Origin of the sequence: Paramesorhizobium deserti, from assembly GCF_001558695.1 — a bacterium.
In the GTDB taxonomy this organism is placed as follows: domain Bacteria; phylum Pseudomonadota; class Alphaproteobacteria; order Rhizobiales; family Rhizobiaceae; genus Paramesorhizobium; species Paramesorhizobium deserti.
This window is the reverse complement of record NZ_LNTU01000001.1, coordinates 926729-950326: the sequence shown is the minus strand read 5'-3', so window position 1 is coordinate 950326 and position 23598 is coordinate 926729. Positions and strand designations below refer to the sequence as shown.

21 protein-coding genes, 1 tRNA gene and 2 riboswitches are annotated in these 23598 nt (G+C 60.7%); of the genes, 15 read left to right on the top strand and 7 right to left on the bottom strand.

Going from position 1 to position 23598, the window contains the following annotated elements; genetic code table 11:
* The first annotated feature begins 100 nt into the window (after positions 1-100).
* From ATN84_RS04445 to ATN84_RS04405, 9 genes are all read left to right on the top strand, one after another.
* The gene (locus ATN84_RS04445; protein WP_068880269.1) at positions 101-490 is read left to right on the top strand and encodes a TIGR02300 family protein; all 390 of its coding nucleotides are present in this window, start codon (positions 101-103) and stop codon (positions 488-490) included.
* A gap of 204 nt (positions 491-694) precedes the next feature.
* Positions 695-770: transfer RNA gene (locus ATN84_RS04440), tRNA-Ala, on the top strand.
* A gap of 155 nt (positions 771-925) precedes the next feature.
* Positions 926-1132: a hypothetical protein gene (locus tag ATN84_RS04435; protein WP_068880268.1), complete on the top strand. Its 207-nt coding sequence runs from the start codon at positions 926-928 to the stop codon at positions 1130-1132.
* Positions 1133-1497: 365 nt separating this feature from the next.
* The gene (locus ATN84_RS04430) at positions 1498-1806 is read left to right on the top strand and encodes a hypothetical protein (protein ID WP_153020087.1); all 309 of its coding nucleotides are present in this window, start codon (positions 1498-1500) and stop codon (positions 1804-1806) included.
* Between the two features lie 27 nt (positions 1807-1833).
* On the top strand, positions 1834-2142 hold the full coding sequence (locus ATN84_RS04425) for a Dabb family protein (protein ID WP_068880266.1): 309 nt from the start codon (positions 1834-1836) through the stop codon (positions 2140-2142).
* A 116-nt stretch (positions 2143-2258) separates the two neighbouring features.
* Positions 2259-2780, top strand: a complete 522-nt coding sequence (locus ATN84_RS04420; protein ID WP_068880265.1) for an SH3 domain-containing protein — start codon at positions 2259-2261, stop codon at positions 2778-2780.
* A 258-nt stretch (positions 2781-3038) separates the two neighbouring features.
* Positions 3039-4997 (top strand): autotransporter assembly complex protein TamA, encoded by a 1959-nt coding sequence (locus ATN84_RS04415; RefSeq protein WP_483140685.1) that lies wholly within the window; start codon positions 3039-3041, stop codon positions 4995-4997.
* Positions 4994-9595 (top strand): translocation/assembly module TamB domain-containing protein, encoded by a 4602-nt coding sequence (locus ATN84_RS04410; RefSeq protein WP_082766084.1) that lies wholly within the window; start codon positions 4994-4996, stop codon positions 9593-9595. The genes ATN84_RS04415 and ATN84_RS04410 overlap by 4 nt, the downstream gene beginning before the upstream one ends.
* Positions 9596-9724: 129 nt before the next feature.
* Positions 9725-10441, top strand: a complete 717-nt coding sequence (locus ATN84_RS04405; protein ID WP_068880264.1) for a L,D-transpeptidase — start codon at positions 9725-9727, stop codon at positions 10439-10441.
* 118 nt (positions 10442-10559) lie between these two features.
* Here ATN84_RS04405 and ATN84_RS04400 read toward each other — a convergent pair whose 3' ends face one another.
* The 3 genes from ATN84_RS04400 to ATN84_RS04390 all read right to left on the bottom strand — a co-directional run bounded on the left by ATN84_RS04400 (position 10560) and on the right by ATN84_RS04390 (position 13924).
* Positions 10560-10949 (bottom strand): DUF930 domain-containing protein, encoded by a 390-nt coding sequence (locus ATN84_RS04400; protein WP_068880263.1) that lies wholly within the window; start codon positions 10947-10949, stop codon positions 10560-10562.
* A 107-nt stretch (positions 10950-11056) separates the two neighbouring features.
* Entirely contained in the window at positions 11057-12241 is a 1185-nt protein-coding gene (locus tag ATN84_RS04395) for a GGDEF domain-containing protein (RefSeq protein WP_068880262.1), read from the bottom strand.
* A gap of 402 nt (positions 12242-12643) precedes the next feature.
* Complete coding sequence (locus ATN84_RS04390; RefSeq protein ID WP_068880261.1) at positions 12644-13924, bottom strand: D-amino acid dehydrogenase; 1281 nt, start codon at positions 13922-13924, stop codon at positions 12644-12646.
* Between the two features lie 228 nt (positions 13925-14152).
* A riboswitch (glycine riboswitch) is annotated at positions 14153-14240 on the bottom strand.
* Between the two features lie 199 nt (positions 14241-14439).
* Here ATN84_RS04390 and ATN84_RS04385 point away from each other — a divergent pair.
* The 5 genes from ATN84_RS04385 (at position 14440) to ilvD (ending at position 18684) form a co-directional block, all read left to right on the top strand.
* Positions 14440-14676, top strand: coding sequence for an Lrp/AsnC ligand binding domain-containing protein (locus tag ATN84_RS04385; protein ID WP_068880260.1), 237 nt, complete (start codon positions 14440-14442; stop codon positions 14674-14676).
* A 179-nt stretch (positions 14677-14855) separates the two neighbouring features.
* On the top strand, positions 14856-15230 hold the full coding sequence (locus tag ATN84_RS04380; protein WP_068880882.1) for a response regulator: 375 nt from the start codon (positions 14856-14858) through the stop codon (positions 15228-15230).
* Between the two features lie 36 nt (positions 15231-15266).
* A riboswitch (cobalamin riboswitch) is annotated at positions 15267-15446 on the top strand.
* A 76-nt stretch (positions 15447-15522) separates the two neighbouring features.
* Positions 15523-16209, top strand: coding sequence for a 5,6-dimethylbenzimidazole synthase (bluB, locus tag ATN84_RS04375; protein WP_068880259.1), 687 nt, complete (start codon positions 15523-15525; stop codon positions 16207-16209).
* Between the two features lie 48 nt (positions 16210-16257).
* Entirely contained in the window at positions 16258-16677 is a 420-nt protein-coding gene (locus ATN84_RS04370; RefSeq protein WP_153020086.1) for a hypothetical protein, read from the top strand.
* Positions 16678-16842: 165 nt separating this feature from the next.
* Positions 16843-18684, top strand: a complete 1842-nt coding sequence (gene ilvD, locus ATN84_RS04365) for a dihydroxy-acid dehydratase (RefSeq protein ID WP_068880258.1) — start codon at positions 16843-16845, stop codon at positions 18682-18684.
* Between the two features lie 114 nt (positions 18685-18798).
* Here the strand turns inward: ilvD and ATN84_RS04360 are convergent, their stop codons facing one another.
* Positions 18799-20022 carry an argininosuccinate synthase gene (locus tag ATN84_RS04360; RefSeq protein WP_068880257.1) on the bottom strand — a complete coding sequence of 408 codons (1224 nt, stop codon included), beginning with the start codon at positions 20020-20022 and terminating at the stop codon, positions 18799-18801.
* A 168-nt stretch (positions 20023-20190) separates the two neighbouring features.
* On the opposite strand from ATN84_RS04360, the gene ATN84_RS04355 reads away from it, so the two are divergent.
* Positions 20191-20832 carry a LysE family translocator gene (locus ATN84_RS04355; RefSeq protein ID WP_068880256.1) on the top strand — a complete coding sequence of 214 codons (642 nt, stop codon included), beginning with the start codon at positions 20191-20193 and terminating at the stop codon, positions 20830-20832.
* Positions 20833-20836: 4 nt separating this feature from the next.
* Here the strand turns inward: ATN84_RS04355 and ATN84_RS04350 are convergent, their stop codons facing one another.
* The 3 genes from ATN84_RS04350 to ATN84_RS04340 all read right to left on the bottom strand — a co-directional run bounded on the left by ATN84_RS04350 (position 20837) and on the right by ATN84_RS04340 (position 23315).
* Positions 20837-21283: a hypothetical protein gene (locus tag ATN84_RS04350; RefSeq protein ID WP_068880255.1), complete on the bottom strand. Its 447-nt coding sequence runs from the start codon at positions 21281-21283 to the stop codon at positions 20837-20839.
* Between the two features lie 52 nt (positions 21284-21335).
* On the bottom strand, positions 21336-22574 hold the full coding sequence (gene rlmN, locus ATN84_RS04345; RefSeq protein WP_068880254.1) for a dual-specificity RNA methyltransferase RlmN: 1239 nt from the start codon (positions 22572-22574) through the stop codon (positions 21336-21338).
* Positions 22575-22811: 237 nt separating this feature from the next.
* The gene (locus ATN84_RS04340) at positions 22812-23315 is read right to left on the bottom strand and encodes an invasion associated locus B family protein (RefSeq protein WP_068880253.1); all 504 of its coding nucleotides are present in this window, start codon (positions 23313-23315) and stop codon (positions 22812-22814) included.
* Positions 23316-23598: the final 283 nt, after the last annotated feature.

The window sequence follows — 23598 nt, the reverse complement described above, 5'->3', positions numbered from 1 at the left end:
AATTGCGCTTAAGGACCGAAAACACCGTAAGAAGGCTTATCCTTTTCACCCCCGCATGTTGAATGGGATATGCCGCAGCCAGTCAGCAACGAGGCTCCCCGTGGCAAAACCCGAACTTGGCACAAAACGTGTCTGCCCTGAAACGGGCCGCAAATTCTACGATCTGAACCGCGATCCGATCGTCTCGCCCTATACGGGCATGTCCTATCCGCGCTCCTATTTCGAATCGGGTGCGGAATCTCGCGTCACCGATGACGAGGTCGAAGAGGAAGAGGTCGATACCGTTCTCGAAAAGCCGGATTTCGTCTCGCTCGAAGAGGCCGATGAGGAAACCAAGGGCGGCGACGATCTGCCCGATCTCGGCGACGATGAGGTTGATATCGACGACGGCGACGACGATCCGTTCCTCGAAGAGGAAGAAGACGAGGATGACGACGACGTTTCCGGAATTCTCGGTGGCGGCGTCGGCTCCGACGACGAGGAAAGCTGATCCGCTTTTCCATTTCCTTGCGGCGCGGGCTCCGATCGGGAAATGCCCGTGCCGCAAAAATAAATCGCATCTCGCCGGAAGAGATGCGATTTAGCTCTTGATCTTCACGGCGGCGCCCTTTAATAAGCCGCCTCGTCAGGGCGCTGGTCCTGATGAAACCCTGCCGGATGCGGTTCCAGCCGCTAGAATCTCCGGCAACGAGATGGGGCCATAGCTCAGCTGGGAGAGCGCCTGCATGGCATGCAGGAGGTCAGCGGTTCGATCCCGCTTGGCTCCACCAATCAAGTCCAGAGACAATTCTTCTTCAAGTTTTCTGAGTAGCGCTGCAATTTCTGCGGTTTGGGCCGTTTCGGCGAGTTGTTAACCTTTTGTTAACCATAATCGCGTTAGGCTCTTCTCGTTCCGTTGAGGGATGGGCTTCTGGGGGCAGACGCGATGCAGCGATACAGGTTCGATCACAGGACCATACTTCTTGAGGCAATCGTTGAATTGCTCAATCGCGGTGTGGGGCCGGACGAGATCGATATCTGTCTCAGCCGCATCGGGCCGGTGGATCTCGACCTCTTCCAGCAATGCCTTGGCGACGTGCTGGGCAGCTTTGCCGATGTGATGAATAATGCCGACACGCGTGTGGCGGCATAAGAATAAATAAAGAAATAGCTGTCATATGCTTGAAACAGATGACTGCTAAACCTACATGGGTTTCAGAAATTCGTCTCCGCCTTTGACCACGGATGTACTGGCACTGGTGTCGAGATGGATGAGGAAAGGTCGGGTTCGTCCCGGCCTTTTTTATTGTGCCTTCTTCCCCCTCTCTTTTTATTGATCGCGCCGCGCCGGACAGGCGGAAAAGACCGGATATATAGGGATTGACGCGCGAAGGGCGCGGATCGAAAGTGCGGCGGCCGTTGGTGCGGCACGCGATAGAAGCCAGCGGGCGGCATTCAGATATAAAGGGGTATGCGTTGGATCGTCGGCTTGTTCTTTGGCTTGGAGCGCTTGCGCTGATGGCTGCCGCTTTCGCCTATTATTTCCTGACGAGCAATGCCGGGCTTGAAGCGCCGGCTCCCCTTCCGCAGGACAACAGCACCACGGAAACACCTGCCGCGCCCTCCGCGACAGCACCTGCCGACGATACTGCGGCATTGCAGAAGGCCGGATGCACGCAGAGCGCCAGGGAACTTGGCTTCTATCAGGGCGGGACGGTGCCCGAAGATGTCCGTCCGCGCGATATTCTCAGCGCCGAAGTGCGCTATTGCATCGAAACCGGCATCCTGACGAAGGAGGAAACCGCCGGTCTCGACCTCTCTGATTGATCTCTCTCATTTCTTCAAAGGTATACCATGATCCGTCACATCGTTCTCATCCGCTTCCGCGAAGAGCTGGATAACGCCGGGATCGAGAGGCTGTTGAAAAGCGTTCATATGCTCAAGGACCAGATCCCGGGCATTCTCGCTATCTCGAGCGGCGCCGACAGCAGCCCCGAAGGTCTGGACAAGGGCTTCGCCCATGGGTTCATCGTTGATTTCAAGGATGCCGCTGCGCGTGACGCTTATCTGCCCCATCCTGCCCATGTGGAGGTCGGTCAGAGTCTCGTCGCTGCAGCAAAGGATGGAATCAACGGCATCGTCGTCTTTGATATGGAAATGTAATTTCAAGTAACGTTCGATCGATATTATTGTATTGTAAACGTTATGGATGAAATTTCCTTGCCGGGATGAAGATAGCATCTATCGTTTGATGGAGTATCTTTCGCAAGGGATTTCACATGAATTTGCGCGGCGGTATTTTTTCAGCTGTTCTTTTCTCGGCTGCTCTGTTCTCGTCTTCCGCCTTGGCGGAGATCGCCTACACCACCGGATCGGTCAATGTCCGCACCGGCCCCAGCACCGGCTATGCCCGCGTTGCGACGCTGCCAGCCGGCGCCGAGGTGGATGTCGGTGTGTGCAGCGGCAGCTGGTGCCGCGTCAGCACCGGCGGCATCAGAGGCTGGGTTTCCGCCAATTACCTCGATATGGGATCCGCGCCGAGCTATGGCAGTGACAGCAGCGTCGTGATTCTCGGTCCGGGCCCTGTCTGGGGGCCGCCGCCCTTCTGGCGTCACCGTCATGGCTGGGGTCCCGGTCCCTTCTGGGGTGGCCCACGCTGGCGCGGCCGCGGCCCGAGTTTCGGCGGGCCAGGACCCGCTCTGCCGCCCCGCTGGCAAGGTGGCGGCCCGCACTTTGGTGGCCCGCACTTCGGTCCGGGGCCAGCTTTCCCCCACGGCCGCCCCTGGGGTATAGGCCGATAAGAAATCCGCAGAATCAGGAAGAACGATCCCGCCGGAAACGGCGGGATTTTTTCGTCGGCTCTTTGTTGTAGTTGGCAGGAGCGGATGTGGCGGATATTTAACAGTTTATTGACGTAAACATTCAAATTTTAGACGTGTGTTTTGCTGTTCGCCGATAGCTGTGCTATTGGCTGTCTGGTCCTTTTGGGGGAGGGGCTCCGAACCGCTGAACGCGGGATTTTTAAGGTGAGCCGGATTTTTCGTCCTGAGTACTTTTTGATGCGTGGACCATTTCGAAGAATCGGCGCCGCCGTGCTGCTTCTCGCAGCACAATTTTCCCCCGTCGTTCTTTCCCCCGCTGCCGCGTTCGAAATTTTCGGCATCAGGCTTTGGGGCGAGGAAAAGAAGGACGACGCGGATGCGGTGATCGCCGATCCCAAGCGATACAAGGTCAATGTCGTCATCACCGGAAGCACCAGGAAACACGACGGCAGCGAAAGCAACGTCAAGGAAACGGTCGAAGGCGCATCGGGCCTCGTCACAGACGAGGACAAGCCTGCCTCGGGTGCCGCCGGTCTGCTCGCGAAGGCGAGGGGCGACTACCGACGCATTCTTGCAGCCCTCTATGGCGATGGCCGCTACGGCGGAACGATCAGCATCAAGGTCAATGGCCGCGAAGCGTCCGACATTCCTCCCGATGCGCCGTTGCCGGACGATGTGGCGGTGGAAATCTCCGTCGATCCCGGCCCGCAGTTCCTCTTTGCGCGCACCAGCATCAGCCGTCTGGCACCGCCGCCGGTTGACCGCAAGGACGTGGTCGCGCTGCCGCAGGACGAAGGGTTCGCGCCCGGAGAGGTGGCGCGTTCGGCAACTATTCTGAAAGCCGAGGCCCTGGCCGTCGATGGCTGGCGCCAGCAGGGTTTCGCCAAGGCGAAGATGACGGCGCAGGACATCACCGCCGACCATGCCAACGATACGGTTGATGTCGACATCACGGTGGACCCCGGCCAGCGCGCCTATTACGGCCCAGTGGCGGTCAGGGGCACCGAGCGCATGGACCCGGAATTCGTCGCCCGGCAGACGGGCCTGAAACCCGGCCAGGAATATGACCCTGATGATATCGAGCGCGCCAAGAAGCGGCTGAATCGGCTTGAAGTCTTCCGTGCCGCCACGATTACCGAGGCCGACAGGATAGAGCCGGACGGCACTCTGCCCATGACGCTGACGGTGCAGGAGCGCCCGCTGCGCCGCTTCGGCGTCGGCGGCAGCTATTCCACGCTCGATGGGGCGGGGGTCGAGGCCTATTGGATGCACCGCAACCTGTTCGGCAAGGCCGAGCGCCTGCGCTTCGACGCCAAGGTGAGCGGCATCGGGTCGACGGACGATAATTCCTTTGACCCTGCCAATTACAGCTATCTGGCCGGTGTCACTTTCACCAAACCCGGCGTCTTCACGCCCGACACCGATTTCGTCACGTCGCTGATTGCTGAGCGTGAAGTCCTCGACGCCTATACCAGGACGGCGGTGACAGGCCGGGCCGGCTTCACCCACATCTTCAACGATGAGTTGAGCGGGCGCATTTTCGCCAATGCGTCGCGCGCGCGGTTCGACGATGATTTTTTCGGCAAGCGCGATTTTCTCACCATCGGCCTGCTCGGCGGCCTTATTTATGACAGCCGCAACAATCCGGCCGACGCCACGAAAGGCTATTTTCTCGAAGGCGTCATCGAGCCGTTCTATGAGCTCGAATACGGCAACTTTGCCACCAGGCTCACCGCCGAAGGGCGCACTTATTACGGCTTCGGCGAGGATGACCGTGTCGTCCTGGCGGGACGGTTGAAGCTCGGCGCGCTGGCCGGAGCGTCGATTGCGGAATTGCCGCCCGACAAATTGTTCTTCGCCGGCGGCGGCGGGTCGGTGCGCGGCTACGGATACCGCAATATCGGCGTTGTCACCTCCACCGGCGATGTCATCGGCGGCCGGTCGCTGATCGAGACATCGGGCGAAATCCGCGTGCGTGCGACCGAATCCATCGGCGTCGTGGGTTTTGTCGATGCCGGCTATGTCGGGGAAGACACCTTCCCGGATTTTTCCGAGGAAATGCGGGTCGGTGTCGGCGGCGGCCTGCGCTATCAGACCGGTCTGGGACCCATCCGTTTCGATGTCGCCGTTCCGATGAACCGTCGCTCCGGCGACCCGAGTGTGGCATTCTATGTTGGCATAGGACAGGCGTTTTGACCCGGTTGCTCGCTATCATAGCCTTCTTGCTGTTCGCGTTTCCCGCTTTTGCACAGGATAATGCGGAAGAGGAGAAGTCGTATTTCCTTTCCTTCGTGGAAGACAAGCTTTCCGCGCCCAACCGTCAGATCAGCATTTCCAATATCCAGGGCGTCCTATCTTCGGAAGCTTCCATCGGCTCGATCACCATTGCCGATCGCCAGGGCGTGTGGCTGCGCATCACCAATGCCCGTATTGTATGGAGCCGCACGGCTTTGCTGACCGGGCGGCTCAGCATCCAGACGCTCGCCGCGGACCGCGTCGATGTGATTCGCAAGCCCCTGCCGGACGACAGCCTGCCGAATCCGGAATCGAGCAGCTTCAGCCTGCCGGAATTGCCGCTGGCCGTCATTCTCGATGAACTGAATATCGCCCATCTGACATTCGGCCAGTCGGTCTTCGGCCTTGCGTCGGAATTGTCTGCCACCGGCAGGCTGCGGCTCGAGGACGGCTCGCTCGATTCCGCATTTCAGATCCAGCGGCTCGATGGACCGGGCGGACAGCTCCAGCTGACTGCCGCCTATGCCAACCAGACGCGCAACCTCAATCTGGATTTGAAGCTTTCCGAGCCGGCGAATGGTATCGTCGCCAATCTTTTGAAGATCGAAGGGCGTCCGCCCGTCGATCTCGCGGTGACCGGCTCCGGTCCCCTGGACGATCTCGATCTCGATCTCACGTTGGACGCGGCGGGAAATCGCGTGCTGACCGGCCTGCTCAGCCTCGACCGGCAGAATGACGGCCTGGGCTTCCGGACCGATTTCCGTGGCCCCATCGCGGTCCTGGTGCCGCCCGTCTTCCGGGATTTCTTCGGCGCCCAGACGACGCTCGCCGCCAATGGCCTCGTCAAGGATGTGGGCGGCGTCCGGGTGGATAATATTGATCTGACGAGCGCGGCGCTGAACCTCACCGCCTCCGCCGAAACGGGGTCCGATAACTTCCTCAACCGTTTGCGGATCGATGCGCGGGTTGCGGATCCCTCAGGCAAAAGGGTGGTATTGCCGGTATCCGGCGGTCAGACGACTGTGGACAACGCAGCTCTCCAGGTCGCTTTCGGCGACCGGCCCACCAATGACTGGACGGGCTCGCTCGACATTGTCGGCCTCAACACCAGCAATTTCGCTTCCAGGGCGGTCTCGCTGAAAATGGGCGGTGTCGCGGAAAATCTCGCCCTGCCTGCGACACGCCACATCACCTTCAATGTGAATGGTGACGTATCGGGCATCACCTCGCCGCGCGAGGACATCGCGGAGGCGTTGGGCGACCGCATCGCGCTCGCCATCGATGGGCTGTGGCGGGCCGGCACGCCCATACATCTCGAAAAGGCGGAGATCACCGGAAACGGCCTCACTGCCGGCCTGAAGGGCGATATCGCCGATTACGCCTTCAATGGGGATATCGCCGTCAAGGCGGAGAGCATTGCGCCCTTCTCCTCGCTTGCCGGACGCGATCTTGCCGGTCGTCTCGACTTGAAGGCCAATGGCACGGTTCGTCCTCTCTCCGGCGCCTTTGATCTCTCGCTAGACGGCAATGCCACCGGCATGCGGACCGGCACCGATATCGTTGACCGCATCATCGCCGGCGAGACGCGCATCAGTGGCGGTGTCGCGCGCAGCGAAGCCGGTCTCACCGCCCGCAATTTCCGCATCGGCAATCCCCAGAGTGAAATCACCGCCAATGGCACGTTCTCCTCGAAGTCGGCGGATTTCGATTTTGACGTCAATCTCGCCGATCTGGTGCTGCTTTCCGAGAAAGCCTCGGGCAGACTGACGGTGAACGGCAGCGCCAAGGGGCAGGATGATGTGATCGCACTGGCGCTCAAGGCGGACGTGCCGCAGGGAACGCTAGTCGGACGCAGGCTTTCGGACGCCGCCGTCAATTTCAACGGAGCGCTCGACAAGGGTAATCTGAGCGGCCAGCTCCAGGGGCTGGCCTTCCTCAATGGCGAGCGTGTCGATCTCTCGACCCTGCTTGCGGTTGTCGGCGGGGAGAGGCGTCTGAGTGATCTTTCCTTCACCGCCGGCGGCACCCGCATTTCCGGCGGCGTGACGCAGACGGCCGCGGGCCTTTACCAGGGCAGGCTTTCGCTCGACGCGACCGACGTTTCCACCGCCGCCGCCCTGCTTCTCATGGAGGCATCAGGCACGGCCAAGGCCGATATCAGTCTTGAACATGCAGACGGCCGCCAGAATGCGGATGTCCAGGCTTCCATCCGCGATCTGAAAACCAATGGAACCAGCGTCGGAGCGGCGGATATCGCGGCGAATCTGCGCGACATCTTCAATGTTCCCTCGGCAGACGGCACGGTCACCGGCCGCAATATCGCGATCGCCGGGCAGATGCTGGATAGCCTCGAGGCCAGGGCCACGCAGACCGGCTCGAAAACGGATTTCACCGCAAATTCGGTGCTGAAGAATGGAACGACTGCCGCCGTACAGGGCTCGCTGGAGCCGCAGAATGGCGGCTATCTGCTCTCTCTCGGCTCGGCTGATCTGCGGCAGGGCGGGCTTGCCGCCCATCTCGTCCAGCCCGCCACGATCAATGTGCAGGGCTCCAATATCTCCTTTGGTGACATCCTTCTCGATGTCGGCAATGGTCGGGTCAATCTGCGCGGCGAGATCGCCGAGGCGCTCAACCTTTCGGTCGGCATCCGGGATCTGCCGCTGGCGATCGCCAATACCGTGCGTCCGGATCTGGGGCTCGGCGGAACCGTCAACGGCACCGCCAGCATCACCGGCACGCGCGACAAGCCCGATGTGGCCTTCGATCTCAACGCGCGCTCGGTGACAGCGGCGCAATTGAGGCAGGCGGGGATCGACGCGCTGCAGCTCGAAGCCCGGGGAACCTCGACCGCCGATCGGCTGAATGTCGATAGCCGGGTGACCGGCTCCAATGGCCTTGATGCACGGGTCTCGGGCGGTGTGCCGCTTGGGCAGCAGGGCGATCTGGCGCTCGACGTCAATCTGGCGCGCCTGCCGCTTGCAGCCCTCAATGGCGTCGCCAAGGGCCAGGACCTGGCGGGAACGGTTTCTGGCACCGCCCGCGTCACCGGTCCGCTGCGCAATCCGGCGGCGGAGTTCAACGTGAACGGCACCGGGCTTGCCGCAAAGCCATTGCGCGACAATGGTCTGGCGCCGCTCACGCTTCGCGCAGCGGGTCGCTACGCCGATAACGCGGTCAATCTTTCCTCCGTCAATATCGACGGCCCGCAAGGCCTGACCGTATCGGGGAGCGGCCATGTGCCGTTCTCCGGCTCCGGATTGGGCGTCGACGTGACCGGCAGCGTGCCGCTCGCGCTCGCCAATCGTTTCCTCGCCGATCGGGGCGGGCAGGTATCGGGAACGCTTTCGCTGACCGCCAACGTCTCGGGCAGTTTCGACAGGCCGGCAATCCGCGGCATGTTCTCGACCAGCGGCGCACGGCTGATCGATCCGGAAACCAATGTGCAACTGCAGAACATCAATGTCACGGGCAGCATGGACGGGCAGGCGGTGACCATACGCTCGGCCACGGCTGGGCTTTCCACCGGCGGCTCGATCAGCGCGAACGGCACGATTTCCACCGATGCCGCTGCCAATTTCCCGGCCGATATCCGCATCACCTTCAATCGTGCCCGCTATGCGGACGGCCATCTCATCGTGGCGACCGTCAATGGCGGCCTCGCCATTACGGGACCGCTCCTGCGCGATCCCCTGATATCGGGCCGCATCGATGTTGAGCGGGCGGAGATTTCCGTGCCGGAAAGCCTCGGCGGCGGGGCGGCCGATATCGATGTGAAGCATATCCACACGCCGCCGGCCGTTGAGCGCACGCTGGAACGGGCCAGGGTGGAAACCCGTGGCGTTCCCACGCCTACCGCGCGCCCAAGCGTCGTGCGGCTGGACGTTGAGGTCAATGCGCCGAACAGGATCTTCGTGCGCGGTCGTGGTCTTGATACGGAACTGGGCGGCCAGGTGCGCTTGACCGGTCCGGTCACCAATATCCGCCCCGTCGGCGCTTTCGATCTGCGTCGCGGGCGGCTCAGCATCCTTGGCCAGCGCATTACCTTCGATGAAGGCCAAGTGACGCTCGTCGGGGATCTCAACCCGCAGCTCAATTTCGTCGCGCGGGCAGAAAGAAGCGATATCGTCGTGCTCATCACCGTATCAGGCACGGTGGACGATCTCGACATCGTCTTCTCCTCGCAGCCCGAACTGCCGCAGGACGAGGTCCTGGCGCGGCTGATCTTCGACCGCTCGATCAGTGAATTGTCGGCCTTCCAGATCGCCCAGCTTGCAGCCGCCGCGGCAGAGCTGGCGGGCGGCAAGAACACCTCGCTTCTGGGTGCCCTTCGGAGCGGCACCGGCCTCGATGATCTCGATATCGTCACCGACTCGAAGGGCAATGCCGGCGTGCGCGCCGGGCGCTATATCCGCGACAATGTCTATCTCGGCGTGGAGGCGGGGTCGGGTGGCAACACCAAAGCCACCATCAATCTCGATATTACAAAGAATTTGAAGGCCAAGGGCGGACTCGGCACTAGCGATTCCAGCATCGGCCTCTTCTATGAAAAGGATTATTGATCGCGGGCCGCATCTTCTGATGCTTCACCCTACCGGGCACATAACGCGCTGATTGCAGCTTAACCCTTCATCAACCATGATGCTGCAATGTCGTCCCATTGCTTCAGCTTGGGGTCGTTAGAAACATCAATGTCGAATCAACCAGATCACTTGAACCGCCGTGGGTTCATCCTCGGCGCCGGTGCAACGGCGCTCGCCGGCGCGGCGGGCTGCTCGCAGTCCATGGACATGTCGGCCCTGCAGATGAATATCGATCCCATGCCAACGGGAGCGATCCGCCCGCAGATCAGCGTCGACAAGGCGGTCACCACCCCCGACGTGATGTATGCGGCGGTGCAGGAAGGCCCTTATTCGCTGCCGGCCATTCCCTATGACAAAGTGCCCAAGCAGTTCCGCCGCCAGATCGTTCCCGATCCCACGGGCGAGGCGCCGGGCACCATCGTCGTCAGCCTCAAGGACCGCTTCCTCTATCTGGTTCAGCCTGGCGGCGATGCGCTCCGCTATGGCGTCGGTATCGGCAAGGAAGGGTTTTTGTGGTCCGGTCGCGCCAACATCCAGTACAAGAAGGCATGGCCGCGCTGGACGCCGCCGCCGGAAATGATCCAGCGCAAGCCCGAACTGATCAAATATCAGGGTGGTATGGAGGGTGGGCCGGAGAACCCCCTCGGCGCACGCGCGCTCTATATCTTCAAGAACGGCGCTGATACCGGATACCGCATCCACGGTTCACCGGAATGGTGGTCGATCGGCCAGTCGATGTCGTCGGGCTGCGTCCGCCTCATCAATCAGGATATCATCGATCTCTATAATCGCGTCCCCGGCAAGGCGCAGGTGGTGGTGGGCTGATCAGGCTTTCCGGGAAAGAGTGAGGCCCGGACGGGTGATTGCGGGGGCAATGGATCCGAGCCTCGTGCGGACCCGAAGGTCAGCAACTTCTAACGCACGGATCGCGTATTTGTTCCGCTCACGGGACGAGATAATGCTGTGGCCATTCCTTTTCGGGGATAACGCTGCCGATCGCATATTGAAATGACAGCACCTTCAGATGGTCGGGCGATGTCTTGCAGCTGAAGGAAAGGCGAAACCATTTGCCGTTGCTGCGGAATGCCGCCCCCGAGGCGCGGATGGAATTAGTCCCCACAATCGGGTCGCTATAGGCATAGGCGAGCACCTTGTCCGGCGAAAATCGGGAAGGATCGTCCCGGATCCGTTCCATGGCCTCCACATCGCACCTTTGTTCGAGACGCGTTGCCGGATCGAGCTCCATCAGCTGCTTGACGACGGAACCGCTCATGGCCACTCCCGGCAGAGCCGTTGATGCCAGAATGAACGGGGCGATGAGCAATGCCTTCATCTTGGTCTCGTGCTTCTGATGTGTCGGAAAACTGCAGCCGCTCTATCAGCGAGGAATGGGACCAGAATAAGAATTGCGCCGGTAACTGCCTGCAATTTTTCCAGCGGTTACGCGGCGAATGGCCGTTGGATGCCTTCGGCATAGGTTCGGTTTCTTCCGGCTTTCTTGGCCGCATAAAGGATCTCGTCGGCGCGCTTGACCGCCGCCCACAGATCCTCGTTCTTGCGATATCTGGTGATACCGAAAGTGCAGGTGATGATCTGGTCTGAATCGACCTGATCGAAATGCCGGTTCTGGACGGCCTTGCGGATGCGCTCGGCGAAGAGATAAGCGTTCTCTACCGTCATGCCCCCCAGCACGATGACGAATTCCTCGCCGCCGATCCGGGCGACGAGATCGGTGGAGCGGACGGATTTCCGCAGCACATCGGCGAAATTCACCAGCACGGCATCCCCAACGGCGTGGCCGTAGGTATCGTTGATGCTTTTGAAATAATCAAGATCACAGACGATGACGCTCACCGGCGCCTGGCTGCTCCTTGCCAGAAGCCGTAACATCTCGCCGTCGAGCCCCCTGCGGTTCAACGCGCCGGTGAGCGGGTCGTTATCACGCTCGCTGCGCAGCCCCATGATGATGTCAGCCCCTGAAACCGTGAGCAGACCCAGGCCCACCGCGGCGCCTAGTATGGCGACGGAAATCTTGCTCCAGTTCCAGAAACTGCTGGCGGCGAAATTGCTCAGCAGGGCGGTGCTGGGGAGATTGTAGATCGCCGCTACGGACCCCACGGTCAGCAGCGTGCGCAGGAAGAAATGCAGCGCCAGCGCCACCACGAGCCAGAAGAGAATCCTGTCGGTGACGGTTCCATACCGCAGGAAACGCGCCCGTCCCGCAAGTGCCAGGAAGATGGCGCCCATCCCGAAATTCAGGAGATAGATGCGAACGATGAGGTTCTTGTCGATATACTGGAAATAGAACAGGGGCACGAGAATCGCCAGAAGGGCGACCGGATAGAACGATACCGGGAAATCCTGGCCCGAGCGTGCCAGAACGCCTTTGACCAATATCAGGCACGCGCCGATATAGAGTGTGCCGGAAATCATTGCATTATACCCGCCATCGGGCGGCAGATGCGCGACCTGCGAGAACAGAGCCATGCTGAAGACCAGGAAGCCCGCACCGTAGATCAGCAGGTAATTGCATTTGTGATCGGGTACCGCGATCCGGCACGCGCCCCAGATTCCGCAGAACGTCAGTGCGAAGAGTGCCAGCAATGCGGATGGGACGAATGTCATGGGTTCATGCACGCGAGAAAATCAGCGGTACGGGAACCGCCGGGACTATGTCCGAAACCAATGGTGTGAATACCCTATGCCCGATACACCTGAAACTGCCCATCACCGCGTGTCGTGGAGAATGCCCCAGATCGTTGCGGATATCGTATGCAGTCGTTCTCTTCATAAGCGCGGCAGTCTCCCAACACCCTGATGTCGGCGAGACTAGCACATTTGCCGGCATTGCGCCCGGATCGGGGACGGTACCGGCCGAAAATCGAGATGATTTTCATGAAAGCTAATGTAGGGATCCCATATAGGTAAATTCAATAGATATGCGTTCATAGGACGCATAGCGCAAAGGCCGGAAAAATATCTCCCGGCCTTCGTTGTTTCGTCAGGGCGGCAATCGTGCCGAGCCGGCTATTCCGCCGCGATTTTAAAAACCTGCTTGGAGTGGCCCTCCGCTGGCAAGGCGGATGCGATATGACCCGCCACGATTTCCGCCGTCGCCGCCGAGAGCGTCCAGCCGAGATGGCCGTGGCCGGTATTATAAAAGACGCGGGAGTGCTTGCCCGATCCGACGCGCGGCATCATATCAGGCATCATCGGCCGCAATCCGGCCCAGGGAACGGTGCTCGACGTGTTCATGCCGGGGAAGAGATCGGAGCTCCAGTCGATGAGCGGCTTGATCCGGTCGTAGCGGATATCGCGGTTCTCGCCGTTGAATTCCGCCGTGCCGGCGACGCGCAGCCGGTCGGCGCCGAGGCGGCTGGTCACGATCTTGGCGTCGTCGTCGAGCAGGCTCACCCAGGGTGCGGCCTCCTGGCTCTGACGGTCGTTGAGATTGATCGTGATCGAATAGCCTTTCACCGGGTAGATGTTGACCCGGTCACCGAGTTGCGCGGCGAATTTGCGGCTGGCGACGCCGGCGCACACCACGATGCCATCGAAGCGCACCTTGTCGGTCTTCGCGTTCTCGCCTTCGGGCGTAACCTCGCCCCATTCGACGGTGACGCCGTCATCGGCGTGCGTCAGCTGCCTGACATCGGCATTGGTGATGATGGTGACGCCCCGCTTGAGGCAGGCATCCGCCAGGCCGCGGGTGAATTTGTGGATGTCACCGGTGGAATCGGAAGGCGTGAAGAAGCCGCCGTAAAGCGGTCCGGTCAGCGCCGGCTCGATATTGCGTATCTCCGCTGCCGCAACGGGATTGCGTTCCAGTCCGCCCGCCGCCAGCAATTTGTTGACGCGCGCGGCGTGGTCGTAGCCCGCCCTGGTGCGGTAGATATGCAGGATGCCGCGGCGCTCCAGGTCGAAATCGATCTTCTCTTCCTCGGCGATGGCGAAGAGATATTTGCGCGCTTCGATGGCGAGCTTCGTGGTGGCAATCGTGTTCTTCTCGTAGTTGGGGATGTTCATGACGAACTCGGCCATCCACGAATATTTGTGCCAGGAAGGCATCGGGTTCATCAGGAGTGGCGCATCCTTGCGGAACATCCACTTGATGCCTTTCATCACGGTCGCCCAGCTGTTCCAGACCTCGGCATTGGAGGCCGACAGCTGGCCGCCATTGGCGAAGGAGGTTTCCATCGCCGCATAACGGTTGCGGTCGAAGACGGTTACCTGGTAGCCCTGGCGGGAGAGCGAATATGCGGTGGTGATGCCGGTGATTCCGGCTCCGATAACTGCAATGCGGGTCATAACTAGTTCCTTGCGACACCGGGTTTCTGCCTTGCCGCCCCACGGGCAGCGACGAAACCCCATCTGTCACGGAACCTGAGAGCTTGGCCCGGAGCGGATGGCCAGGTGTTCGTCACCTATGTCCCAACCGCCAACTCCGGCAGACCTCGCGGTACTGACCGGATTGGGCTTTCTCCTTCGGTGGGCGCCGCATCGATCAGGATGCGGGAGGCCACTCTCCAGATGTTCTAAACCATTCTGGTCCTTTTGCCTGAGAGTTTCCGGGGCGGTTGCTCCGTCGGCGCCGGATTTTACCGGTCTCTCCCAGATGGTCTTAACGAACACGCTGATCATATCGCAGTTGCGAAGGCCATACAACTGTCTTGATGTGAGGGCGACGCTTTCGTTGTTGATTGCGACATCGCCCGGCGGGTGGAGAACCGGTCTTGATTTCCCCGCCGCAAGGGTGTTTTGGTGCGCTCTATGTGATCGGTGTCCGATCGATGCCGAACGGCCCCCGCAAATGGAGAAGAATGATGAAGCCGGTTTTTCTGCAGCTGCAGTGCGCTCCTGGCAAGACTTATGAAGTCGCCGATGCCCTGTTCGAGCGCGAGATCGTCTCCGAGCTTTATTCCACGAGCGGGGAATTCGATCTTCTGATGAAGATCTATATCAAGGAAGACCAGGATATCGGCAAGTTCATCAACGAAAATATCCTCGATATCCCGGGCATCGTCCGCTCGTTGACGACGCTTACCTTCACCGCATTCTGAGTTGCTTGCGCTAATCCTTCTTAAGGATTGATTTACCACAATCGGCTCATATTCGAACGATTGCGGAACCTCCGCCAGAGGAACGCATTGTCTGTTCGACCGGACCAGCGGAATATCGCCGCGTCGGTATGGATGAGGATCAGAGCGGCGGAAACCGCTCCACTGGCTGGGTAGGCATTATGGACAATCTCGAGCGCAAGCGGGTTCTCGTTGTCGAGGACGAGGTGTTCGTCGCGCTCGACATGGCGGCGACGATCGAGGATGCGAACGGCACCGTGGTCGGGCCCGTCGCTACCGTCCGCCAAGCCCTCGATCTTCTGGAGCAGGATCACGTCGATGCGGCCATTCTCGATGTCAACCTGCCTGACGGGGATATCGAGCCGATCGTCGATGCGCTTTCCGATCAGCACACCTTCATGGTGATCTATACCGGGGGCGGACTGCCAGAAAGTCTCGCCAGACGCTATCCGGAACTGCCTGTCTTCCATAAGCCGACGCCGCCATCCGTGCTCACCCACACCCTCGCTTCCGCGCTGCTGCATCACACCGGGTGATCAATCCGACTCTTGCAACTTCGCCGTCGATATGCGCTTCTCCTCATCGTCTGGTGTCCGTCGTGAGGCGGAAGAATCGGAAATCCGGTGAAAGACCGGAACGTGCCCAACGCTGTGAATGGTGATGGCCGCGCATGATGCCACTGGAGAAATCCGGGAAGGCGTGCGAGCCAGGTGATCCTCAGTCAGAAGACCGGCCAGACAGGATGGCTCGTGCCGCGCGGACGGCGGCAGGAGCGCTGACGTCCGGTCCCGCAAGCGGGCCGGCGAAGCCATTGTTGGGGATCGAACAATGCTTGATAAGCCAGATACGGAAACCTTCGGCGAAGCCGCGGCCTTCACGGAAGAGGAGCGCGCGGCAATCTACAAGGCGATTTATACCCGCCGCGACGTGCGCGACGAGTTCCTGGCCACTCCCGTTGCGGATGATGTCTTGAAGCGGCTGCTCGACGCGGCGCATCATGCCCCTTCCGTCGGCTTCATGCAGCCGTGGAATTTCATCGTCATTCGCGATGAGAACCGCCGTGCGCATATCCATTCGCTTTTCGCAAAAGCCAATGAAGAGGCGGTGGCGATGTTTCCGCTCGAGCGGCAGGCGCTCTACCGCTCGCTCAAGCTGGAGGGTATCCGCAAGGCGCCGGTCAATCTCTGCATCACCTGCGACCGCACGCGCGGCGGCAAGGTGGTGCTGGGGCGCACCCACAACCCGCAGATGGATCTCTACAGCACCGTCTGCGCCGTGCAGAACCTCTGGCTTGCCGCCCGCGCGGAAGGCATCGGCGTCGGCTGGGTCAGCATCCTGCATGACGATTCCCTGCGCCAGGCGCTTTCGATCCCTGAGCATGTCGAGATCATCGCCTATCTCTGCCTCGGCTATGTCGACCAGCTCTATCACAGGCCCGAACTGGAGGTGAAAGGCTGGCGCCGTCGTCTGCCCCTGGAAGAGCTGATCTTCGAGGAAGAGTGGCAACCGAAATGAAAGAAATCCGCCTGTAGGTTCGGCTCGTTGCAACGGGAAACAGGGCGGATGCAAGCGCAAAGACGAAAAAATCATGCGGATTTCGCGTCGATTCTGAGCGAAATCGAGCGTCAATCTGCCGAATCTTCCGAAAATCTGCGTCCGGTTTCCTTCGATTTTCTCGACGGTTTGCTCCATCTCGGCACCACCTATGGAATGGACCGCCGGCCCGATTTCGTTCTGTTCGAGCCCGAAACCGAAGCCGAACTGCCGCTTCCGAGCGCCGATCCGGATGAAATCGCGCAAGAATTGCAGCTGTCGTCAGGCATGTCTCCCGCCGATCTCGCGCAAATCCGCCGCCGCTTTGCCGCGCGAAACCATCCCGACCGGGTGGCGCCGCATTTGCGCGAGCGGGCGTCCGATCGCATGAAGATTGCCAATGCGCTGATCGACCGGGCACTCGCAGGCACGGGATCACACGAAATTTAGTTTCGTCTTGACCCTGTTCTTTTGCTTTATATTGCTTCTGTGTTAGAGCATGTCCCTCAAAGCGCTGCCTATGGGGCAATTTGCGCTTTGCGCAGCCTGACCTACATAAGTAAGACCGTCCACCAGGACCTGAAACCGAGATTATTCCGGCAAGGATTGCACGAAATGCCCGCTTATCGTTCACGTACCACCACCCACGGCCGCAATATGGCCGGTGCGCGCGGCCTTTGGCGCGCTACAGGCATGAAGGATACGGATTTCGGCAAGCCGATTATCGCGGTGGTGAACTCGTTCACCCAGTTCGTGCCGGGCCATGTGCACCTGAAGGATCTGGGCCAGCTCGTCGCCCGCGAGATAGAGAGCGCCGGCGGCGTCGCCAAGGAGTTCAACACCATCGCGGTCGATGACGGCATCGCCATGGGCCATGACGGCATGCTCTATTCGCTGCCATCGCGCGAGATCATCGCCGACTCTGTCGAATACATGGTCAACGCCCATTGCGCCGACGCCATGGTCTGCATCTCCAATTGCGACAAGATCACGCCCGGCATGCTGATGGCGGCGCTGCGGCTCAACATTCCCGTTGTCTTCGTCTCCGGCGGCCCCATGGAAGCCGGCAAGGTCGTCTGGGACGATCAGGTGAAGAAGCTCGATCTGGTCGATGCCATGATCGCCGCCGCCGACGATCATTATACCGACGAGCAGGTCAAGGTCATCGAGCGTTCCGCCTGCCCGACCTGCGGTTCCTGCTCCGGCATGTTCACCGCCAATTCGATGAACTGCCTGACGGAAGCCCTGGGCCTCTCACTGCCGGGCAATGGCTCGACGCTCGCCACGCACGCAGACCGCAAGCGGCTTTTCGTGGAGGCCGGGCATCTGATCGTCGATTTGGCCCGCCGTTATTACGAGCAGGACGATGAAAGCGTGCTGCCGCGTTCGATCGCCAGCTTCGCGGCTTTCGAAAACGCCATGACGCTTGATATCGCCATGGGCGGCTCGACCAACACGGTCCTGCATCTCCTCGCCGCCGCGCATGAGGGTGAGGTCGACTTCACCATGTCGGATATCGACCGTCTGTCGCGCCGTGTCCCCGTGCTCTGCAAGGTCGCGCCCGCTGTCGCCAACGTCCACATGGAAGACGTCCATAACGCCGGCGGCATCATGGGCATTCTGGGGGAGCTCGACCGTGCCGGGCTTCTGAACACGTCGGTCGGTTCCGTTCATGCCGAAACGCTGGGCGATGCGCTCGATCGCTGGGATGTGAAGCGCACCGAGAACAAATCGGTACATGATTTCTATCGTGCCGCTCCCGGCGGCGTGCCGACGCAGGTCGCCTTCAGCCAGGACCGCCGCTTCGATAGCGTCGATCTCGACCGCGAGAAGGGCGTCATCCGCGATGTCGAGCACGCCTATTCCAAGGATGGCGGCCTTGCCGTACTCTATGGCAATCTGGCCGAGGACGGCTGCATCGTGAAGACTGCCGGCGTCGATGAATCGATCCTGAAATTCTCCGGCCCGGCCCGCATCTTCGAAAGCCAGGATTCGGCGGTGCTCGGCATTCTCAACGGCAAGATCGCGCCTGGCGACATCGTGCTCATCCGCTATGAAGGCCCGCGCGGCGGTCCCGGCATGCAGGAGATGCTCTATCCGACGAGCTATCTCAAGTCGAAGGGCCTCGGCAAGGCCTGCGCGCTCATCACCGACGGCCGCTTCTCCGGTGGCTCGTCCGGCCTTTCCATCGGCCATGTCTCGCCGGAAGCGGCGGAAGGCGGCACGATCGGGCTGGTCGAGGAAGGCGATATCATCGAGATCGATATCCCCAACCGCAAGATCCATCTGGCGGTGGACGATGCCGAACTCGCCCGCCGCCGCGAGGCGATGGAGGCGAAGGGTGCCGATGCCTGGAAGCCTACCGAGCAGCGCAAGCGCAAGGTGACGACGGCGCTGCGCGCCTACGCCGCCATGGCCACGAGTGCGGCCAAGGGCGCGGTGCGGCAGGTGCCTTGATTGGCTTAGAGCGGTCCCGTCGTAATGGGACCGCATACTTTGCAAGGGCTGGTTTTGTGGCTGTGTCGCCTCTCCCCTGCTTTGCCGGGAGGGGCGAAATTTTCTAGACTAGCCTCAGCCCCTGCGGTCGCGGGCGGCCAGGGTGCGCAGGCGCAGCGCGTTGAGCTTGATGAAGCCGGCGGCGTCCTTCTGGTCATAGGCGCCCTGGTCGTCCTCGAAGGTGACGAGCTTGTCGGAATAGAGCGACTTCGGCGATTCCCGGCCGATCACCATGACATTGCCCTTGTAGAGCTTCAGCGTCACTTCGCCCTCGACATTCTCCTGGCTTTTGTCGATCGCCGCCTGCAGCATCTCGCGCTCCGGCGAGAACCAGAAGCCGTAATAGATGAGCTCGGCATAGCGCGGCATCAGCTCGTCCTTCAAATGCGCCGCGCCGCGGTCGAGCGTGATGGACTCGATGGCGCGGTGGGCGGCGAGCAGGATCGTGCCGCCGGGCGTCTCATAGACGCCGCGCGATTTCATGCCGACGAAGCGGTTTTCGACAAGATCCAGACGGCCGATGCCGTTGTCGCGGCCATAGTCGTTGAGCTTGGCCAGCAGCGTTGCGGGCGAAAGCCGCTCGCCATTGATGGAAACGGCATCACCTTTCTCGAAGCCGATCCTGATGATGGTCGCCTTGTCAGGCGCATCCTCGGGCGAAATGGTGCGCATATGCACATATTCCGGCGCGGCCTCGGCCGGATCTTCCAGCACCTTGCCCTCGGAAGAGGAGTGCAGCAGATTGGCGTCGACGGAGAAGGGCGCCTCGCCTTGTCTGTCCTTGGCCACTGGGATCTGGTGCTTCTCGGCGAATTCAAGCAGCTCTGTGCGGCTCTTGAACGCCCAGTCGCGCCAGGGCGCGATGATCTTGATATCGGGGTTCAGCGCATAGGCCGAAAGCTCGAAGCGCACCTGATCGTTGCCCTTGCCGGTCGCGCCATGAGCAATCGCATCGGCGCCGGTCTTCTTGGCGATCTCGATCAAGTGCTTGGAGATGAGCGGGCGGGCGATCGACGTGCCGAGCAGATAGACGCCCTCATAGACGGCATTGGCGCGGAACATCGGGAAGACGAAATCACGCACGAATTCCTCGCGCACATCCTCGATGAAGATTTCCTTGATGCCCAGCATCTCTGCCTTTTTGCGGGCCGGCTCCAGCTCTTCGCCCTGGCCGAGATCGGCGGTGAAGGTGACGACCTCCGCACCGAGTTCGGTCTGCAGCCATTTCAGGATGATCGAGGTGTCGAGGCCGCCGGAATAGGCGAGCACGACCTTCTTGACGTCTTTCCACTTGTTCATGTTCTTGTCCGGTAAGATGGGCCGATGAAAGGGGTGTGACGGGTCTTTTACCAGTTGAGCGCCCGCACGCAAGCGACATGGCGACGGACGGGAAATTGAGCGCATAAAACCGATGGCGAAAAGCCGGAAAGCGCGTTAGTTTCCGCTCCTGTTTGCGGAGCATGAACCATGTCCTTCATTCCCGATTGGCCCGTCCTCGTCCAGTTTGCGATTGCAACCTTCATCCTGTCGATCACGCCGGGACCCGATATGACGCTCTTCGTCGGACGGGCGCTTTCCCACGGGCGTGCGGCGGGTTTCGCCTGTCTTGCCGGCGCCTGCACCGGCGTCGCCATCCACACATCCATGGTAGCCCTCGGCCTTTCGGCGCTGATCGTCGCCTCGCCTGAGGCGTTCCTGGTGCTCAAGATCGTCGGCGCCGGCTATCTCGTCTGGCTCGCGATCCAGGCGATCCGCAACGGTTCGGCCTTCTCGCCGGAGAAGAAGGGCGGAAACGCACAGGGCCTCTTCAGGAACTGGGCGACGGGGCTCGGCATCAACCTGCTCAATCCGAAGATCATCCTGTTCTTCATGACCTTCCTGCCGCAATTCGTGTCGGCCACCGATCCGCATGCGCCGGGCAAGCTCTTCTTCCTCGGGCTTTCCTTCATCCCGCTGTCGCTGCCCTTTACCGCGCCGATGATCCTCGCCGCCGACAAATTCGCCGGCCTCATGAAGAAGAACCCGACCGTGACGCGGATCACCGATTGGCTGTTCGCCGGCGTCTTTTCGGCATTCGCGATGAAGATCCTGATGACGCAGGCGAAGTGAGGTTTTAGCGCCTCGGCCCGGCGCCGCGTCCCGCTATGAGCCAATAGACAGAGCCGGCGATAATGCCGGCGGCGGCAGTCGTTCCCATGAAAAGCACGTAGTCCGAAGGCATGGCTTGGGTGTTCCGCACGAGGTTGTAACCGGCGATGCCGACGCCCATCAGCAGACCCGCGAGGCTGTAAAACAGCCAGTCCCGCCGGCGGGCGAATTCCGCCCACACGAGGATGAAAAGCGATGGGATAAACGTTCCGGTCGCCACGTAGAAGATCGTGAACGGCGTGGTGGTGAGGCTCGCCTGGAAAATGTTTTCGACGTCAGCCTGATCGGCGGGGCCGTGATTGGCAACGGCGAAGAGAAGCATGTTGATGACAAAGGCCGTGACGATGACCGCCGCGAGCCACGCCATAGAGGCCAGGATGAAGCGCCAGAGATAATAAAAAAAATCGCTCATGTTCCTACGCAAGCCCGGACGGAAAACCGGGGTCCACTTTTCCTGGACTTGCTCACGCCTCGCCGTGTCCCGCGATCATCATGGCTTCAAGCGCCAGGCGATCGGCCTTGCGCATGCGCTCGGATTCCGATTTGAGCTGGCCGCAGGCGGCGAGGATGTCGCGGCCGCGCGGCGTGCGGATCGGCGAGGCATAGCCGGCATTGTTGACGTAGTCGGCGAAGCGCTCGATCTGCTCCCAGTCGGAGCACTGATAGTTGGTGCCCGGCCAGGGATTGAACGGGATGAGGTTGATCTTGGCCGGGATGCCCTTGAGCAGGCGCACCAGCTCCTTGGCGTCGTCGAGGCTGTCGTTGACGTCCTTCAGCATCACATATTCGAAGGTGATGCGCCGGGCGTTGGAGAGGCCGGGATAGGCGCGGCAGGCCTTGATCAGTTCCTCGAGCGGGTATTTCTTGTTGATCGGCACCAGCATATCGCGCAGATCGTCGCGCACCGCGTGCAGCGAGATGGCAAGCATGACGCCGATCTCCTCGCCGGTGCGGTAGATCTCCGGCACCACGCCCGAAGTCGAGAGCGTGATGCGTCGCTTCGAGAGCGACAGGCCGTCGCCGTCGGAGGCGATGAGAAGCGCCTTCTTCACCTCCTCGAAATTATAGAGCGGTTCGCCCATGCCCATCATGACGATGTTCGTCACCTTGCGGCCTTCGGCGGGGACGATTGCGCCATCCGGCGTGTCCTTATCAGGAAAATCGCCGAGACGGTCGCGTGCGGTCAGGAGCTGGGCGAGGATTTCCTCGGCCGTCAGATTGCGCACCAGCTTCTGCGTGCCGGTGTGGCAGAAGGAGCAGGTGAGGGTGCAGCCGACCTGGCTCGAAATGCAGAGCGTGCCGCGCCCTTCCTCGGGGATGTAAACGGTCTCGATTTCAACGGGGCGTCCGGCTCCCCGCGCGGGAAACCGGAACAGCCATTTGCGTGTGCCGTCATTGGAAATCTGTTCGTCGACGATTTCCGGCCGCCCAATGGAAAAGTGCTGCGCCAGCAGCGCGCGCATGTCCTTGGAGATGTTGAGCATGTCGGCGAAGTCAGACACGCCGCGCACATAGAGCCAGTGCCACAATTGCGCGACGCGCATTTTGACCTGTCGCTCCGGTACGCCGATACCGCCCAAAGCTTCGCCCATCTCGGCGCGCGTCAGGCCGACCAGCGACGGCTTCGGCATAAGCGCCGCGCGGGCTTTTTCGCCAAGCACATCACGCGTGGCAGGAGTGGTCAGGTCAAACGAAATGGACATTGGCTTTCAGAGCTTGGTTTTCTGCGGTCAAGAAATTTTGGGATATATGGGCCCTTGCCCATCGCCGCGCCAGTCACAAGGCGCATTTCTGGCGCTCATAGCATGGAAAGCTGCCATAGTCACCTGTCGTAAGGGAGTAGGGGAATATGTTCTTGATAACATACTCCCCTATTCCCTTTGCAAAGCAAAAGGGCCGGAGTTTCCTCCAGCCCTCTCCGCCAAGCACTATGCAAATGCTTACTTACAATTCTGGATCGCCGACAGCGCCGCCGAAATGCCCTTGAGCGAATAGGTATAGCTGGTGTTGGTGCCGCGCTTGGAGACCGCCTTGACTGTCATGTCCGCGCCGGCACGCATAGCGGCGACGAGCTGCGGCTCCTCGGCTGCATTCTCCATCCAGCCCGACTTGCCGTTGATGAACATCGTGAAGCTGCGGTTGCCGACCGTGACCGTCACCTTGGAATCGGGACGCAGTTCGTAACCCGCCATGAATTGCGGTTCGAAACTGACATTCTGGCCGGGCTTCTGGCTCACCAGGAAGAAATTGTCGCCGTGATCCACATTGGCGGGCGTCTTCTGCGTCGGCACAGACAGGACATAGCAGACCTTGCCGTTGCCCGACTGGTAGCTGTACGCGCCCCACGCATTGAACTGGCTGATCTGGCTCGGGGTCTGCGCGAGTGCGGTGCCCGCCGTCCCAATGATGAACACAGAAGCCGCGACGATCGATTTTCCAAGCATGTTTCCTACCGGTTCTCTTTCGTTTGCTTCATACCCAAAACCCGGGATGGTGCCGCTTGCCGCGTCGCCCCCGCTCAGTTCCCCTTAATTTGACTTAATCTGGGTTACCAAACGGTGAAGTTTTGCGGAAGCGCCATGCTTTTCTCGATGAAAAACCCAAGCCTTGAAGCGTTACCCTTGAAAGGCAGTTCATCCAAAAGAAAGCGGCGAGAATGTGTTCCCTACGGCGTCCGTCCACTTGTGTTACCGTCCGGCGGCGACGCTGTCCGATTGCAGGGAAGTG